Source organism: Bradyrhizobium sp. 2S1 (genome assembly GCF_011516625.5).
Lineage (GTDB): Bacteria > Pseudomonadota > Alphaproteobacteria > Rhizobiales > Xanthobacteraceae > Bradyrhizobium > Bradyrhizobium septentrionale.
On sequence record NZ_CP147717.1, the window covers coordinates 3059584 to 3076474 of the forward strand.

Sequence of the window (16891 nt, forward strand, 5' to 3'; positions counted from 1 at the left end):
CCACGGGGGGACCGCAAGTTGGCGCGGATGGACGGCCGGTGCAAGGGAAACGGGCGCCAAACCGGCCCCGTTCCCCACGTTTTCGGCCGGAAAAATGTTTAGCCCTCCCCCTTGAAAGGGGAGGGCCATGGAACGAGCAAGAGCCCCGTTCCGTTTGAATCGGAACGAGGCTCTTGATTCTGGTTTTGACGCGTTTTCTTGACGCGAACCGGCACCCACTTCGCTCGAAAACGCTTCAGCCTGACGCGACGGCCTTATTCCTGCAGCTGCCGCTTCAGCGATTCGACTTCCTCCGACAGCGTCGTGTCCTTGGCGACCAGTGCCTCAATCTTGCGCACGGCGTGCAGCACCGTGGTGTGGTCGCGGCCGCCGAAGCGCCGGCCGATCTCCGGCAGCGAGCGCAACGTCAGCGTCTTCGCCAGATACATCGCAACCTGGCGCGGGCGCACTACATTGGCGGTACGGCGGGACGACAAGAGGTCGGAGCGGCTGACATTGTACTGCCGGGCGACCACGCGCTGGATGTCCTCGATCTTGATCCGCTTCGGCTCCTGCGGGCGGATCAGGTCGCGCACCTCGCGCTCGGCCATCTCCAGCGTCACCGGCTGGTTGTTGAGCTTGGAGTGCGCCAAGAGGCGGTTGATCGCGCCTTCAAGGTCGCGGCCATTGTGGGTGATGGTGCGCGCCAGATAGTCCAGCACTTCCTCCGGCACCTCGAAGCTTGCGTGGTGAACGCGGGCCGCGGCGACGCGCGACTTGAGGATGCCGAGCCGCAGTTCCTCGCCAAGCGAAGCCATCTCGACCACCAGACCGCCGGCGAGCCGCGAGCGCACGCGGTCGTCGAGGCTTTCCAGATCCGACGGCGGCCGGTCGGCCGCGATCACGACCTGGCGGCCGGCGTCGATCAGCGCGTTCAGCGTGTGGCAGAACTCGGCCTGCGTCGACTTGCCCTGCAGGAACTGCAGATCGTCGATCACCAGCACGTCGATGCCGCGCAGCGCTTCCTTGAACGCCAGCGCCGTCTGCGTCTTCAGCGCCGCGACGAAGCCGTACATGAACTTCTCGGCGGTGAGATACAGCACCTTGCGCTCGCCGCCGGAATTGCCGGCCCAGGTCACTGCCTGCAGCAGATGCGTCTTGCCGAGGCCGACGCCGGCATGGATGTAGAGCGGGTTGAACATCACCGGATCGCCGCGGCGTCCTTCCGCCACCTGGCGCGCCGCCGCGTGGGCCAGCGTGTTGGAGCGGCCGACGACGAAGCTTGCAAAGGTCAGGCGCGGATCGAGCGGCGAGCCGCCGAGCGCGTCATGGCTTGCGGACACCGGCGCGGTCGCGAACGAGCGCAGTTCAGGCACGGGGCGGCCGTCGGTGCGCTCGACGCGGCGCGCTTCGACGGGCGCAACCGGCTCCTTCGCCGGGGCCATCGCGCGGATCGCGGAGCGCACGGTGAGGTCGATCTTGTGCACTTCCGGCATCTCGGCCTGCCAGCACGAGAGCACGCGGTCGGCGTAATGCGCCTGGATCCAGCTCTTGAGGAACCGGGTCGGAACCGACAGGTGCACGCTCTCGTCGTGCACGCTCTCCAGATCCATCCGTGCGAACCAGCTCGTGTAAACGTCCTCGCCAACGCTCGTCCGCAGACGTCCCTTCACCCGCGACCAGCGATCCTGTTCCGTATTCGTCATAGCCTTCGTACTTCCAAGTCTGAGAGAAATTTGTTGCGAAAACGCCGTGCAGGTTTCCTGCCACGACGCGACCTCCAGCGGGCGCGGTCTGCTCCGGACAAAGCTCTCCCGTGTGGCGACCGTGCGCCACCGGACAGATCAGCTGTTTGGAGAAGATGCGTCCCGCGAGGTCAGCGCGTACTCGACGGTCTCTTGGGGTGAGAGCTGGCGTCCGAGGGGTTGATTACGGCACCACTGGAAATCTGCGCTTCGGCTGTCGTTGGATCGACTGCAGTGATGATACCGTAAGGCATAAGTCCCCCCCCCCTCCTGCCGCGACGTATCGCGGCAAGTTGTCAGCTTGCTAGTGTCTTAGTTTCGAACTGCCGCTACCGAACACTAAAAATGTCCGGCGCTTCGCCGCCGCGTGTCGCCGTCAATTCGTTCACTCACTCCGCGTTCCCGATGCCGGATTCCGACGACTGTCCTGGTCTCTCTTGTTCGATCCCCCAAATTGCCGGGGACATCGCCGGAGAAATTTTGACACAGGCCAACCGTCCTCATATTGCTATGAGTTATCAATCTAGCTTCGCTTGGAAAGCGTCGCTAACGCGCACACCGCCGCCGATTTGCACGTCCGCCCTTGGGTCTCAAACCGCGCTGATCTGGAGAGCCGTGGGCGTCGCGAACAACAAATAAATACACCAAGCGCATTTTCTGACAATCCGTGGATTCGACGGGGACCGCGACTCTTCGCGACTCTTCGCGACTGTTGCGGCGTTGCGGATGCGGAGTTGCGAAAGCAAGTTTTTGAATCAGCGCACAGAATCGCGCGTGTCACAAAGGACGGTGCAATACCAAAAATTTTTCATAGAAAATTTACATTTGGTCTCGCGCCGGTCATTTTTCCAATCGCTGCTCAGCGCTATGTGCATAAGTAACTCGCGAGACGTCATTTTTCTCGATTGCTTTTGCAGGGTAACCCCGCTCGCATTTTCAACGCGCGATGCTGCGCGTTATTCCATTTATCGCGCTTAGCGCCGAACAATCTGCGCGAGTGCGATGCGTTAAGCATACCGAGCCGGTAGAACTACGGACACGACGAAACATGACACGCAGTTCGTTGCGCAGCAACGCGCATTGTTCTTGCGCAATGAAACTTCCACGACAAAAGTCGAGACAAAAACAAAAAGCCCGGCGCGAGCCGGGCTTCGTGACAAATGTGTTCTTTCAGCTTGCTCGTCAGCTCACCGGTCGTCTCACTTGGCGAGCTTAGCGATGCTCTGCGTGAGACGCGACACCTTACGGCTCGCGAGGTTCTTGTGAATGATGTTGCGCTGCGCTGCCTTCATCAGTTCGGGCTCGGCCTTGCTCATCGCCTTGAGTGCCGCCTCGCGGTCGCCGCTCTTGATCGCTTCCTCGACGGTGCGCACCGCGCCGCGCATCTGCGTGCGACGCGACTTGTTGACGATGGTGCGGCGGGCAATCTTGCGGGTCGCCTTCTTGGCGGAAGTGGTGTTGGCCATGGTTCTCTAACTGTCCTTCGGCGGTGATCGCTCGTGGTCGGGCTTGCGCGCACCGGCCGGTTCAAATCTCAACTCTGATGTATTTGTCCAAGGTGTCCTTGAGGCGGCCATGCCAAGGCGCATAATGCTGCCCCCGCATGCGGCACTGTCCAAAGAACAGCGGCGGCAGGATTGCGCCCGCCGCCATCGGCCGGTCTTATAGATGGCGCAGGCTCAAGCGTCAACGCTTTCGGGACCCAAAAAAGGCCGGAAATCGGGCCCGCGGGGGCCGGATAAGCCGCTGAAGAGGTTGAATTTCCGGGGGGCGCCCGGTAAGGCCTGACGGCGCGCCGGGCGCGACAGGGAGTTAGGGTGACGCATGATCCGCGGTTTTTTCCGTCTGATCGGGCTATTGCTGCTGGCTGGCAGCTTCATCTTCATGGTCTATGACGGGGCGCGCTACGTCGCCGACCAGAGCCTGCGGTTCACCCAGCTCGGCCAGTTCTGGAACGATATCCATCAGTCGAGCCAGCAGGCGTTTCATGCCTGGGTGGATCGCTTCGGACCCTGGATCTGGAACGACGTGATCCGCCTGCTTCTGGAGCAGCCGGTGTTCGCGGTGTTCGGCATTGCCGGCATCCTGCTGATGATCCTGTTCCGGCCGCGCAAGCCCTTGATCGGCTACGCGCGGGACTGACTGGGCTGCAGCCCCTCTTGGCCGCAGCCCTCAGTAACGGGGCTGCCATCATCTGCGTAAGGACATATATAGGTGACAGCCGGCCCGCAGGCCGTTGCCGCGTCGGCCGATGTCCCGCCCGGAGGTATCCATGTTGTTCATGCGCAAGACCACCGCGTTGCCGAGCGCCACCGAGGCGCTGCCGGGCCGCGCGACGCCGATCCCGACTGCGACCACCCATTTCGTCAATGGCAGCAAGTTGACGCCGCCCTATCCGCAAGGTCTCGAACAGGCAGTGTTCGGGCTCGGCTGCTTCTGGGGCGCGGAGCGCAAGTTCTGGGAACTCGGCGACGGCATCTACACCACCGCGGTCGGCTATGCCGGCGGCCATACGCCGAACCCGACCTATGAGGAGGTGTGCTCGGGGCGCACCGGCCACACCGAAGTGGTGCTGGTCGTGTTCGACTCGAACAAGATCTCCTACGCGAAGCTGTTGAAGACGTTCTGGGAGAACCACAACCCGACGCAGGGCATGCGCCAGGGCAGCGACATCGGCACGCAATATCGCTCCGCGATCTACACGTTCAGCGACGCGCAGCGCAAAGCGGCGGACGAGTCGCAGGCGATGTATCAGAAGGCGCTTGCCGCCAAGGGCCTCGGCGCGATCACCACCGAAATCGCGCCATCAGGCGAATTCTACTTCGCCGAGGACTATCACCAGCAGTATCTCGCCAAGAATCCAGCGGGCTATTGCGGGCTCGGCGGCACCGGCGTTTCGTGCCCGATCGGCGTCGGCGTCAGCGCCGCCTGAGCGCGGCCCCTTAGTTGAGCATGATCTCCGCGCAAACGCTTTCGCGTTTGTCGCCAGGGAAAACCGGTTCCCACTTTTCCGGATCATGCTGCAAATCGATGGGAGGCCGGGTTTTCCGGCTTCCCGCTCGATCCTCGAAAACCCTTTATTAACCATAAGTGGTGCAAGACTGGGCTTGTCTCGCCGTTGAGGGATAAGTCCGGTGCCGGTTGCACGCGCGTTACGATTGCCGATCACTGCCGTTATGGCTGCGCTCGCGTTGTCCGGCTGCATGAGCACGTCCGGTCCGGTTGCGGTCGGCCCGCAAGGTGTGGATGCCGTCAGCTATGGCCCGGCCTACGCACCCGCTCCGGTTGCCGATGCAGGCGGCGGTGGTGCGATCAGCGCATTGCGCTCGGCCTTCGCCAGCGCTCCCCCCGCTTATGGATATGCCGCGCCGGTCGCCGCCCCGATCGTCTTGGCCGCCGCACCGGGTGGGCCCGCCGGTTACGACAATGGCTATCATCTCGGCCCGGGCGACAAGCTCCGCGTCGTGGTCTATGGCCAGGAAGGCCTGACCAACTCCTATGCGATCGACGCCGCGGGCGCGATTACCATGCCGCTGATCGGCTCGGTGCCGGCGCGCGGCCGCACGCCCGCCGGTCTCGCCGGTGAGATTTCGGCGCGGTTGCGCAACGGCTTCATCCGCGAGCCGTCGGTGGCGGTCGAGATCGAGTCCTATCGGCCGTTCTTCATCCTCGGCGAAGTCGCAGCGCCCGGCCAGTATCCCTATGTGCCGAACATGACCGTCGAAAGCGCGGTCGCGATTGCCGGCGGCTTCTCGCCGCGCGCCCGGCGCGACAGCGTGACGCTGACGCATACGGATGCGTCCGGCTCCGGCCGCTTCGTGGTGCCGCTGGGCACGCCGATGAGCCCGGGCGACACGGTGTTCGTCGGCGAACGCTGGTTCTGACCGCCGCTCGTCATGCGCGGGCTTGACCCGCGCATCCATCTCGCAAAAGTTTTTCGAAGACGATGGATTGCCGGGTCATAGGCGAGCGGAAGCGACGCCGTCCTTCGGACGGCTACGCCCGGCAATGACTGACGCTACTTCTTCAGATGCTTCGCGAAAAAATCCATGCTGCGCGGCCAGGCGATGTCGGCGCTCGCCTTGTCGTAGCTCGCGCGTTCGTCGCAATGGAAGCCGTGCTGGGCGCCCGGATAGATGAAGATTTCGACCTCGGGGCGCTTCGACTTGATGGTCTCGACATCGCTCAAGGGAATGCCGGCATCCTTCTCGCCGAAATGCAGCTGCGTCGGCACGGTCGGCTTGTCGTCGGCGAAGCGCACGACCGCGCCGCCGTAATAGCCGATCGCGGCCGAGGGGCCGGTCAGCTTGGTGGCGGCGGCATAGGCGATGCTGCCGCCGAGACAGAAGCCGATGATGCCGACCGGCCCGACCGGTTTCACCGCATCGATCGCCGCCTGACTGTCGCGCAGCATCGCGGCAAAGTCCGGGTTGGCGACGAATTTGCGTGCTTCGGCGACCTCATCGGGGGAATAGCCGCTCTGGAAGTTCGGCGTGATGCGATCGAAGATCGATGGCGCAACCGCGACATAGCCTTCCTTCGCCAGCCGGTCGCAGACCGAGCGGATGTGGTGATTGACGCCAAAAATCTCCTGGATCACGACGATCGCGCCCTTCGGCGCGCCGGCCGGATCGGCGCGATAGGCGCTGAGTTCAAATCCGTCGGATGCTTTCAGTTTGATGTCTTGTCCCATGGTCCATCCTTGTCATGTTGGGGGTTGCATGAAGGTCTTGGTGACGCGTTCGAAGCCCTATCGCCACATCCAGTTCTCGCCCCAGTCGCCTTTCCAGCCGGCGAGACGGCCCTTGCGGAATTGCAGATAGAGACGGTCGTGGTGCGGAAACAGTCCGCTGCCGCCGATATCGCGGAAGGTCAGGAAAATCTCGTTGCCGGGCCGTCCGCGGACATAGGTGAGGGGGGTGCCGAGCGCGCGTTGCGCGTCCGCGACGCCCATCCCGAACACCAGCGGTGTGGTGTTCGACAGCGTCGCGGTGAAGGTCGGCGTGGCCGGGCCGCCGAACGGCGGCAGCTTCTCGGCGCTCGCGTCTGTTGCGGCCGCCACGAGCAGCAGGGCGATGGCGATCGATTTCATGGCTTGTCCTTCACGGGTTCTTCACTTGGCCTTTCCCGGCACGCCGGCTTCAAGGCCATCCAGGAACGGCAACACCGCGGCGATGAAGGCCTGCGGCTGGTCGATGTTGACGGCATGGCCGGCGTTCGGAATCACCGCCTTCTGCGCGCCCGGGATTTTCGCCGCCATGTAGTCGGAGGCGGCCAGGAACGGTGTGTCGTCGGCGCCGACCACGACCAGCGAAGGCACCTTGATCCCGGGCAATGATTCGATCACCCGCGCGTCGCGCTGCGCCAGCATGCCGCGCGCGGCGAGTGCGAGGCCCCGGGCGTTGCGATGCGTGACCAAGGCGCGCTCGGCGCTCAGCGATTTCAGCACCTCGAGCCCTTCGCGATCGAAGCGGTCGCCGGTGTCGCGGGCGCGCTGGTTCCAGACCTCGCGGGCGTCGCCCTTCTTGAATCCAGGGCCGGTGTCGATGATCAATAGCGCGCCCACCCGCTCCGGATGGGCGCGATGAAAGGCCAGCGACATGTAGCCGCCGAGCGACAGGCCGCCGACGATCGCCTTATCGGCGCCGGCGGCGTCGAGCAGGGCTCCGATGTCGCCGACTGTCGCCGCCTCGCTGTAGGCATCCGGATTGTCAGGATAGTCTGATAGCCCGTGCCCGCGCATATCCCACAATATGAGCTTGTGCCGCTTCGACAGCGCCTCGATCTGGCCCTGCCACATTGCCGAGGTCGACGAATAGCCGTGGGTGAGGATCAGGGGCGGGCCGCTACCGTGGATCTCGTAATAGATATCGACGCCGCTGCGGTTGAGCTTGGCCATTGACGGGCTCCTTCTGTTGTCGACCTCGGGTCCGGCAGCGCTACCGACCTTGGTAGGAGGCATCGATACGGCATCAATACTGGCATTTCAAAAGCTTCATGCCGTTGCCGCATTGCACAACAGGCAGCTTTCGATATTTATTCTTTTCGATCAATTCCAAATTGGATTGCCTCCAGCCGGGAACCGGATCATTGTTTCGGCAACTGTCGCTTACCCGGTGGGCGCCAGGCGTGACCCAACAGTGAGTAGCCGCCGTAAGCGGCTTCCGACACCGGAAGGGGAGAGAGATGCCAAATCTCAATATCAACGGACGGAATATGTCCGTCGAAGCGGCCAATGACACGCCGCTGCTTTGGGGCATCCGCGAGCAATTGCAGATGACGGGCACCAAATTCGGTTGCGGCGCCGGTCTCTGTGGCGCCTGCACGGTCCACGTCAACGGCGAAGCGGTGCGGTCCTGCCAGACCTCCGTCGCCGACGCCGTCGGCAAGAAGATCACCACCATCGAAGGACTCTCCGCCAAGGGCGATCATCCCTTGCAGAAGGCCTGGGTCGCCGAGCAGGTGCCGCAATGCGGCTACTGCCAGTCCGGGCAGATCATGCAGGCGGCGGCGCTGCTGTCGAAGAACACCAATCCGACGAAAGAGGAAGTGGTCGCGCATATGGACGGCAATCTCTGCCGTTGCATGACCTATTCACGAATCCAGAAGGCGATCATGCGTGCTGCGTCCGACATGCGCACCGCATCGGCCACCGGATCCGAGCGGAGGGCCACATGAACAAGCACGTGAAAAGCCTCGCTCCCGAGACGACCGATCTCAGCCGCCGCTCCTTCCTGGTCGGCACCGCTGCAACCGGCCTCGTGCTCGGCTACTCCGCCGTGCCCGGCATCGACCACGCGCTCGCGGCGCCCGCACCCGCCAATTTCGAGCCGAGCGTGTGGTACGCGATCGCGCCGGACGGCCTCGTCACCGTGACCTGCGGCAAGGCCGATATGGGCCAGCACGTCGCCTCGACCATGGCGCAGATCGTGGCCGAAGAGCTCGGCGCGAACTGGAAGGACATGCGGGTCCAGCTCGCCTCCAACGATCCGAAGTTCAACGATCCCGTGCTGGGCGCGCAGATCACCGGCGGCAGCTGGTCGACGATGATGAACTTCGACGCCATGAGCCGCGCCGGCGCAGCCGGCCGGATCGCATTGACCGAGGCGGCGGCGGCCGCGATGGGCGTGCCGGCAAGCGAGCTGGTGGTGCGCGCGTCCACGATCAGCCATCCGAAGTCGAAGAAGTCGATGTCGTTTGCCGACGTGGTGAAGAGCGGCAAGGCGACCAAGACCTTCACGGCGGATGACCTGAAGGCGCTCAAGCTGAAGACGCCCGATCAGTACACCATGATCGGCGTCTCGGTGCCGCAGATCGACATTCCGTTGAAGGTCAACGGCACGGCCAAATACGGCATCGACGTGATGGTGCCGGGCATGGTCTACGGCGCGCTGGTCACTCCGCCGGTGCGTTACGGCGCCACCGTGAAGTCGGTCGACGATAGCGCGGCCAAGAAACTGCCGGGCTTCATCAAGGCCGTCACCCTCGACGACAAGACCGCAACCACGACCGGCTGGGTCGTCGCGGTCGCCAATACCTTCGCGCAGGCGAAGAAGGCGGCCGAGGCGCTGAAGATCAGCTACGACAGCGGCCCGAACGCAAAACTGTCGAGCGAATCGTTGTTCACCGAGGCCAAGCGGCTGCAGGGACTGAGCGATTCCGGCGAGTTCTTCGTCAAGGACGGCGATCCGAACGCGGCGTTCGGCACGGCGGCCAAGGTGCTGGAGGCGGAATACACCACCAACATCAACATCCACGCGCCGATGGAGCCGATGAACGCCACCGCGGAGTTCAAGGGCGACATCCTGCACATCTATTCCGGCAACCAGTTCGCGACGCGCTCCGGTGCGATCGCAGCCGGCGCCGCCGGGATCGATCCCAAGTTCGTGGTGATGCACCAGATGTGGCTGGGCGGCGGCTTTGGCCGGCGTCTCGACGCCGATATGATGGTGCCGGCGGTGCAGGCGGCCAAGGCCGTCGGCAAGCCGGTCAAGGTCATCTACTCGCGCGAGAACGACATGACGATGGACTTCTCGCGTCCGCTGACCTTGCAGAAGATAAAGGCCGGCATGGACGGCGACGGCAAGATCGTCGCGCTGAGCCATGACGTGGTCTCGGCCTGGCCGACCCAGCGTTGGGGAATCCCCGATTTCCTCACGCCCTCGGTCGACAAGAAGGGCCCGCTCGACTCGTTCACCGTGAACGGGGCGGACTTCTTCTACACCGTGCCCAACCACTATGTGCGGGCGATCAAGAACGAGATGGCCCACAACGCCACCCCGTCGGGTCAGCTCCGTTCGGTGGCGCCGGGCTGGACGTTCTGGGCGGTCGAAAGCATGATCGACGAGATCGCGCATGCGACCGGCAAGGACCCGGCACAGCTGCGCATCTCGTTGCTCGACGGCAAGGGCAAGAATGACGGCGGCGCGCAGCGTCTCCGCAACACCTTGCTCGCTGCGATGGGACTTGCCGGCTACGGCACCAAGCAGCTGCCGAAGGGTGAAGGCATGGGCGTGGCCTGCGTGTCGTCGCAGGAGCGCGCCACGGCAAGCTGGACCGCCTGCGTCGCCCATGTCGCGGTTGCGCCATCGGGCGAGGTGACGGTGAAGAAGCTGACGGTGGCGACCGACGTTGGTACGCAGGTGAATCCCGATGGCATCCGCGCCCAGGTCGAGGGCGCGGCGCTGTGGGGCATGTCGCTTGCGCTGTTCGAGAAGGCGACGTTGAAGGACGGCGGCATCGAGCAGACCAACTTCGACACCTACACGCCGCTTCGGATGAGCCAGCTGCCGGAAGTCGCGGTCAACGTCATCGCCAATGGCGAGAAGGCGACCGGCGTCGGCGAGCCTGCGGTGACGGTGGTGGCGCCGGCGATCGGCAACGCCGTCTTCAACGCGGTCGGCGCCCGCGTCCGCGGTCTGCCGATCACCGCGGAGGCCGTGAAGTCTGCGATGAAGAAGGCTTGATGGCCTGAACGAATGGAGGCGCCGGAGAGCGCGACAGCTCTCCGGCGTTTTTTTTGCGCCCGACGCCGCAAAAATTCACGATCCGCCGGCGGTACTCCCGGCTGGCTTCATTTCCGGCCGGCCTGATTTCGCTGGCGGATCTTGCGGTCGCTCAAATTGTATCCATTGTGCTTAGCCGCCGTTCAGCATCCCCATTAAGTCGGAGGGAACGCATCGTCAGGTAGCGTCCGGCGTCGGTCGTTACCGCGACGGGGATGTCATGACTGCCTTGGCCAATAACCAGACTTCGAAGCGCCGTCTCCTGCTGGCGTCAGATCGAAGCGATCAGAGCAACGAACTCGCCAGCATCCTGCGCTCGGTGGGCGAGGTCGATACCGTTCCGACCTCTGATATTCCCGAGCAGCCGGCCCGCGATCTCTCCGGCATCGTCGTCGATATCAACCTGCGATCGCCCGAAGCCGTGCAGCTGGTTCGCGCCAAGCTGCAGGCCGACGCCTATCGCGAGATGCCGCGGCTGTTCGTGCTGGCGGATGCGCTGCATCACGCCTCGATGCAGGCCTGGGCGCTCGGCGCCACCGACACGATCTCGCGGCCGTTCGATGCGCGCGGCATCCTGCAGCGCATCCGCGCCGCATTCCCCGACAACGGCGGCTATGACGAGACCGACCGCGGCAAGGCGCTCAACCGCGGCGTCGAGGCGGCGCACGGCGTGATGGTCAAGATGTTCGAGCGGATGCGCGCCGGCGAGCCGCTCAAGTTCGAGGACATCGTTGCCGCCGAGAACAAGATCCTGAAGGCGATCAAGCACAATTCGCTGCGCGAATGGCTGACGACGGTCGGCTGCCACCACCAGGAGACCTATCGCCATTGCCTGTTCGTGACCGGCTTTGCGGTGGCGTTCTCGCAGCATCTCGGCATGCGCGAGGACGACCAGCGCCGGCTCGCCCGCGCCGCGCTGCTGCACGATGTCGGCAAGGCCTTCGTTCCGGTTGCGCTGCTCGACAAGCCAAGCGCGCTGACGGTCGAGGAAATGGCCGAGATGCGCGAGCATCCGCGCCGCGGCTATGAAGCGCTGTCCGCGCAGGGCGGATTCCCGCCGGAAATGCTCGACGTGATCCTGCACCATCACGAGTTCCTCGACGGCACCGGCTATCCCAACGGCCTCAGCGGCAACCAGATCAGCGACATCGTCCGCGTCACCACGATCGTCGATGTCTATGCCGCCCTGGTCGAGAAGCGCGCCTACCGGCTGCAGTTCACCCACGCCAAGGCGTTCTCCATGATGGAGGAGATGGGCGGCAAGCTCGACCAGCAATTGCTGCAGGCTTTCCGCCCGGTGGCGTTCGGGCATTATTGAGCTCATGTCATTCCGGGGCGATGCGCGAGCATCGAACCCGGAATCTCAAGATTCCGGGTTCAACGCTGCGCGTTGCCCCGGAATGACGTGTTTGACACTAGCCAATCAACGCAAGTCCTCGTCCTTACCTCCGCCTAGATTCCGGTGATCATCGGCGCGACCGATGCTTTGGCGGGTGAGGACGATTCATGGATACGGCAACGACCGGGGATCTCGACATCCCCGCAGACATCGCGGCAACCCTCGTCGATCCGGTCGCCTATGCCGACGATCGCATCCACGACGCCTATCGCTGGCTGCGCGCCAACAATCCGCTCGGCATCGCCCGGCCGGAGAAATTTGATCCGTTCTGGGTGGTGACCAAGCACGCGCATATCCAGGCGATCAGCCGCCAGAACGATCTGTTCCACAATGCCGACCGGCCGACCACGCTGACCAACCAGGCGCTCGAGGAACGCGTTCGTAAGATCACCGGCGGGCCCAATCTGGTGCGCTCGCTGGTGCAGATGGACGCGCCCGACCATCCGAAATACCGCGCGCTGACGCAGGGCTGGTTCATGCCGGCCAATCTCGGCAAGTTCGAAGGCCGCGTCCGCGAGATCGCGCGGGCCACGGTGCAGCGCATGCTCGACCGCGGCGGCGCCTGCGATTTCGTCGAGGACGTCGCGCTCGGCTATCCGCTGCACGTCATCATGGAGATCCTCGGCGTGCCCGAGGCGGACGAGCCCCGCATGCTCAAGCTGACGCAGGAGCTGTTCGGCCCGCAGGATCCCGACACCGCGCGCGTCCGCGACGCGCTAAGCGCGGAACAAGTCTCCGTGATGTTGCAGGCGATCATCGCCGACTTCTCAGCTTACTTCCGCACGATCACCGAAAATCGCCGCCAGAATCCGCGCGAAGATCTCGCCACCGTCATCGCCAACGCGAAGATCGGCGGCGACTACATGCCCGAGCACGATCAGACCAGCTATTACATGATCGTCGCGACGGCGGGCCACGACACCACCTCATCCTCGACCGCGGGCGCGATCTGGGCGCTGGCGAACGATCCCGCGGAATTCGCCAGGGTGAAGGCCAATCCGGAATTGATTCCGGGCCTGGTCGACGAGGCGATCCGCTGGATGACGCCGGTCAAGCACTTCATGCGCTCGGCCACCGCCGACACCGAGCTCGGCGGCCGCAAGATCGCAAAAGGCGACTGGCTGATGCTGTGCTACGCCTCGGGCAATCGCGACGAGGAGGTGTTCGAGGAACCCTATCGCTTCCGCAGCGACCGCAAACCCAACCGCCATGTCGCTTTCGGCTATGGCGCACATCTCTGCCTCGGCCAGTATCTCGCCAAGCTCGAGATGCGCATCCTGTTCGAGGAGCTGCTGCCGCATCTGAAATCGCTGTCGCTCGACGGCGAGGTGAAGATGACGCAGGCCTATTTTGTCAACGGCCCGAAGAAGCTGCCGATCCGGTTCGAGGTGAAGTGACGCGGCGAAGGCCGGGTCACTCCAGCATCTTCCTCAGCTCAGCCTTCGCGACCTTCTCCAGCGTCGAGCGCGGCATTTCGTCGACGAAGCGGATTTCCCGGGGCAGCTTGAAGTCGGCGAGCGCCGCGCGGCACGCGGCCATCACCTTGTCGTGCAGGTTGGCGGGTAGCGCCGCGACGCCGGCCTGCGGGATGATGAAGGCGACCGGCACCTCGTCCAGCATCGGGTGCTTCTTCGCCACGACAGCGGCTTCGCGCACGCCCGGTACCACGGCGATCACCTGCTCGATCTCGGAGGCCGCGACATTCTCGCCGCCGACCTTCAGCATGTCCTTGGAGCGATCGCCGAACCTGATGTAGCCGCGCTCGAGCAGCGTGACGCGGTCGCCGGTGATGAAATAGCCGTGCTCGCCAAAGCTCTCGCGCGTGGCCTTCTCATTGTGCAGATATTCGGCGAACAGCGACAGGCCGGGAATGCCCTTGATCAGGAGATTGCCGGTCTCGCCGACGCCGGTCGGCGTGCCGTCATCATTGGTGATGCGGATTTCGTATTCCGGCGCGGCGCGGCCGATCGACATCGGAATGTTCGGCTGGTCGACCTCGCCGATGATGCCGTGGGTGATGGTCTCGGTCATGCCCCACCAGCCGATGATCTTGACGCCGAACACCGCGAATGCCGACGGCTCGTTCACCGCGGTGCCCCAGAGCCGGAACTTGTGATTCCTCGGGACCTCCTGCTCGAGCAGCGCCTTCATGCAGAACGGAATCGTCGAGGTCCAGGTTGCGCCGTGCTCGAGCGCCACCGGCCAGAACCGGCTCGCCGAGAAGCGCGGCTGGATCACGCAGGTCGAGCCGACCCACAGGCTCGCCAGCATCGAATAGGCCAGCGCGTTGGTGTGGAACAGCGGCAAATAGGTCTGGTGCACGTCTGTTGCGTGCAGGTCCTGATGCGCGGCATTGATCTTGGCGCCCCACAATGCGTTGGCATGGGTCCAGAGCACCGCCTTCGGCCGCGATGTCGTGCCGGAGGTGTATTGCACGCTGCAGGGGGCGAGCGGATCGGTCGGACGTTGCGGCCGGTCGGCGCTGTCGGCAAACAGCGCTTCAAAACTGTCGCCGCGTGATGGCGCCTGTGCCGGCGCTTGCCCCGCATCATGCGAGGTCACTGCGATCCAGCGCAGGCCCTTGCAGTTCGTGGCAAGCAGTTCGGCATAGGCCGGCTGGGTGATCGCGGCGACCGCGCCGCAATGGCCGGCAAAATATTCGATCTCGGCGGCGGCCGAGCGGGTGTTGGTGGTGACGGCGATGGCGCCGAGCTCGACGCAGGCGAACCACGACATGATCGCCTCGATGCAATTATCGAGATGGATCAGGACATAGTCGCCCTGCCTGATGCCGCGCCTGGCGAGGCCCGCGGCCAGTGCGCCGACGCGTTCGTGGAATTCGCCGTAGCTCCAGCGCCGCGCCGGCGCATCGAACGGGGCCCAGATCAGGAACGGATGATCGCGGCGCACCTCAGCGCGCATCCTGAGTAGCCACGGCACATCGAGCCCCGCAAACGGTCCCACGACGCCCGGCACTGGCTTTGCATTGGTCATATGTCCTCCCGCGCGCCGCTCCAGCGGCTGCTTGCTTGCTCTTGTCGGGTGCCCTTGTGACATTGGATGGCGTGGTAGGCAAATAGTCGGCCGTCATTCCGGGGCGATGCGAAGCATCGAACCCGGAATCTCGAGATTCCGGGTTCGCGCTGTTGCGCGCCCCGGAATGACGCGATCAATCCTGATACGACGAGATCTCGATCAGGCTGCCGTCGGGGTCGCGGCAATAGACCGAGCGCAGCGTGCCGCGCGCGCCCTGCTTGGCCACCGGGCCTTCCTCGATCTTGACGCCATTGGCCTTCAGATGCGCGACCACTTCCTCCGGCGTGCTTGAGGTCAGGAAGCAGAGATCGTCGCTGCCCGCGGCTTCATGATCGGCGGTGAACCAGTCCACCTTGTCGGCATCGCGCGGCCGCACATTGATCTTCTGGTTACCGAACACCAGCGAGGTGCGCGGTGTCTTGCCGTTGCCGGGGTCGAACACCTTCACCTCCATGCCGAGGATCCTGCTGTACCAGGCAACCGAGCGCACGACATCGGTGACGTTGATCACGAGATGGTCGAGCCCATTCACCTTGACGGACATGCGCGATCCTTTTCGGTCCAGAGCCTCAATGCAAGAATTCAGCGCTTCGGTTCTGATGCAACCAGAGCCGAAGCTTAGCCTTTCGTCGCGGTCGGTGGCGCACGTGTCGCACTGGCCGCTTCAGACATTGTTTGTTAAAACCGCGCCGCACGCAACGCAACAGAAACGGGCAGGGCGCCAAACCCTGCTGGATCGGGAGAAACTTCATGATTTCACGCCGTACCGCGCTGGGCCTGATCGGGTCGGGGATTTCGACATTCGCGATCGGCCGTGCGTCCGCCGCCGACTATCCGGCGCGGCCGGTGCGCTGGATCGTGGGCTATCCGCCGGGCGGCGCCACCGACATCATCGCGCGGCTGGTCGGGCAGCGGCTGTCGGAGAAGCTCGGCCAGCAATTCGTGATCGAGAACAAGCCGGGCGCCGGCAACAATATCGGCACCGAGGCTGCGATCAACGCCGAGCCGGACGGCTACACCGTGCTGCTGGTCAATCCGGCGAACTACATCAACGCCTCGCTCTACGCCCATCTGAAGTTCAACTTCGTGCGCGACGTCGCGCCGGTCGCTTCCTTCAACCGCGTGCCGAACGTGATGACTGTCAACAAGGACGTGCCGGCGAAGAACGTCGCCGAATTCATCGAATACGTGAAGGCCAATCCCGGAAAGGTCAACATGGCCTCGTCCGGCAACGGCACCTCGGTGCATCTGTCCGGCGAGATGTTCATGTCGATGACCGGCTGCAAGATGCAGCACGTACCGCGGCGCCGCGCCTGCGATCACCGACATGCTCGGCGGCCAGGTCCAGGTGATCTTCGACAACATGCCTTCGATCATCCAGCACATCCGCTCCGGCTCGCTGCGCGCGCTTGGCGTGACGACGACCGAGCGCTCCTCGCAGCTGCCCGACGTGCCGGCGATCGCCGACACCGTGAAGGGCTATGAGGCGAGCGCGCTGTTCGGCATGGGCGCGCCGAAGAACACGCCGAAGGAACTGATCGCCAAGCTCAACAGCGAGATCAACGCCGTTCTCGCCGAACCCGACATGCGCAAGCGTCTGGTCGAGCTCGGCGGCGACTCGCTGATCCAGGCGCCGGACGCCTTCGGCAACGACATCAAGGCCGAGACCGACAAGTGGAAGAAGGTGGTCGAGTTCGCCGGCCTCAAGGTCGAATAGGCCTCGCACG

14 protein-coding genes and 1 pseudogene are annotated in these 16891 nt (G+C 64.1%); 8 read left to right on the forward strand and 7 right to left on the reverse strand.

Features of this window, described 5'->3' with window-relative positions; all coding sequences use genetic code 11:
• Positions 1-254 precede the first annotated feature (254 nt).
• Positions 255-1685 carry a chromosomal replication initiator protein DnaA gene (gene dnaA / locus HAP54_RS14420; protein WP_166300928.1) on the reverse strand — a complete coding sequence of 477 codons (1431 nt, stop codon included), beginning with the start codon at positions 1683-1685 and terminating at the stop codon, positions 255-257.
• A gap of 1238 nt (positions 1686-2923) precedes the next feature.
• Positions 2924-3190: a 30S ribosomal protein S20 gene (gene rpsT / locus HAP54_RS14425; protein WP_029079417.1), complete on the reverse strand. Its 267-nt coding sequence runs from the start codon at positions 3188-3190 to the stop codon at positions 2924-2926.
• A gap of 358 nt (positions 3191-3548) precedes the next feature.
• Between rpsT and HAP54_RS14430 the strand changes: the two genes are divergently transcribed.
• The 3 genes from HAP54_RS14430 to HAP54_RS14440 all read left to right on the forward strand — a co-directional run bounded on the left by HAP54_RS14430 (position 3549) and on the right by HAP54_RS14440 (position 5608).
• Positions 3549-3866 (forward strand): hypothetical protein, encoded by a 318-nt coding sequence (locus HAP54_RS14430; RefSeq protein WP_166300931.1) that lies wholly within the window; start codon positions 3549-3551, stop codon positions 3864-3866.
• A gap of 130 nt (positions 3867-3996) precedes the next feature.
• Positions 3997-4656, forward strand: a complete 660-nt coding sequence (gene msrA, locus HAP54_RS14435; protein ID WP_166300934.1) for a peptide-methionine (S)-S-oxide reductase MsrA — start codon at positions 3997-3999, stop codon at positions 4654-4656.
• Positions 4657-4900: 244 nt separating this feature from the next.
• On the forward strand, positions 4901-5608 hold the full coding sequence (locus HAP54_RS14440) for a polysaccharide biosynthesis/export family protein (protein ID WP_175619779.1): 708 nt from the start codon (positions 4901-4903) through the stop codon (positions 5606-5608).
• 134 nt (positions 5609-5742) lie between these two features.
• Here the strand turns inward: HAP54_RS14440 and HAP54_RS14445 are convergent, their stop codons facing one another.
• From HAP54_RS14445 to HAP54_RS14455, 3 genes are read right to left on the reverse strand one after another with little or no spacing between them, the layout of a single operon-like run.
• Positions 5743-6417, reverse strand: a complete 675-nt coding sequence (locus HAP54_RS14445) for a dienelactone hydrolase family protein (protein ID WP_166300940.1) — start codon at positions 6415-6417, stop codon at positions 5743-5745.
• Between the two features lie 57 nt (positions 6418-6474).
• Complete coding sequence (locus tag HAP54_RS14450) at positions 6475-6816, reverse strand: hypothetical protein (protein ID WP_166300943.1); 342 nt, start codon at positions 6814-6816, stop codon at positions 6475-6477.
• Positions 6817-6837: 21 nt separating this feature from the next.
• Positions 6838-7623, reverse strand: a complete 786-nt coding sequence (locus tag HAP54_RS14455; protein WP_166300945.1) for an alpha/beta fold hydrolase — start codon at positions 7621-7623, stop codon at positions 6838-6840.
• A gap of 287 nt (positions 7624-7910) precedes the next feature.
• Here HAP54_RS14455 and HAP54_RS14460 point away from each other — a divergent pair, with 287 nt between their 5' ends.
• From HAP54_RS14460 to HAP54_RS14475, 4 genes are all read left to right on the forward strand, one after another.
• Positions 7911-8402, forward strand: a complete 492-nt coding sequence (locus HAP54_RS14460) for a (2Fe-2S)-binding protein (protein WP_166300948.1) — start codon at positions 7911-7913, stop codon at positions 8400-8402.
• A complete protein-coding gene (locus tag HAP54_RS14465; protein ID WP_166300951.1) occupies positions 8399-10690 on the forward strand; it encodes a xanthine dehydrogenase family protein molybdopterin-binding subunit in 2292 nt (763 codons plus the stop codon). The genes HAP54_RS14460 and HAP54_RS14465 overlap by 4 nt, the downstream gene beginning before the upstream one ends.
• A 259-nt stretch (positions 10691-10949) precedes the next feature.
• A complete protein-coding gene (locus HAP54_RS14470; RefSeq protein WP_166300954.1) occupies positions 10950-12047 on the forward strand; it encodes an HD-GYP domain-containing protein in 1098 nt (365 codons plus the stop codon).
• A gap of 188 nt (positions 12048-12235) precedes the next feature.
• A complete protein-coding gene (locus HAP54_RS14475) occupies positions 12236-13525 on the forward strand; it encodes a cytochrome P450 (RefSeq protein WP_166300957.1) in 1290 nt (429 codons plus the stop codon).
• A gap of 16 nt (positions 13526-13541) precedes the next feature.
• On the opposite strand, the gene HAP54_RS14480 is transcribed toward HAP54_RS14475, so the two are convergent.
• Together HAP54_RS14480 and HAP54_RS14485 are read right to left on the reverse strand one after the other, a co-directional pair.
• The gene (locus HAP54_RS14480) at positions 13542-15122 is read right to left on the reverse strand and encodes an AMP-binding protein (protein ID WP_166300960.1); all 1581 of its coding nucleotides are present in this window, start codon (positions 15120-15122) and stop codon (positions 13542-13544) included.
• A 175-nt stretch (positions 15123-15297) separates the two neighbouring features.
• Positions 15298-15708, reverse strand: coding sequence for a VOC family protein (locus tag HAP54_RS14485; protein ID WP_029079428.1), 411 nt, complete (start codon positions 15706-15708; stop codon positions 15298-15300).
• A gap of 206 nt (positions 15709-15914) precedes the next feature.
• Here HAP54_RS14485 and HAP54_RS14490 point away from each other — a divergent pair.
• Positions 15915-16881 (forward strand): annotated as a pseudogene (locus HAP54_RS14490) (Bug family tripartite tricarboxylate transporter substrate binding protein).
• Positions 16882-16891 lie beyond the last annotated feature (10 nt).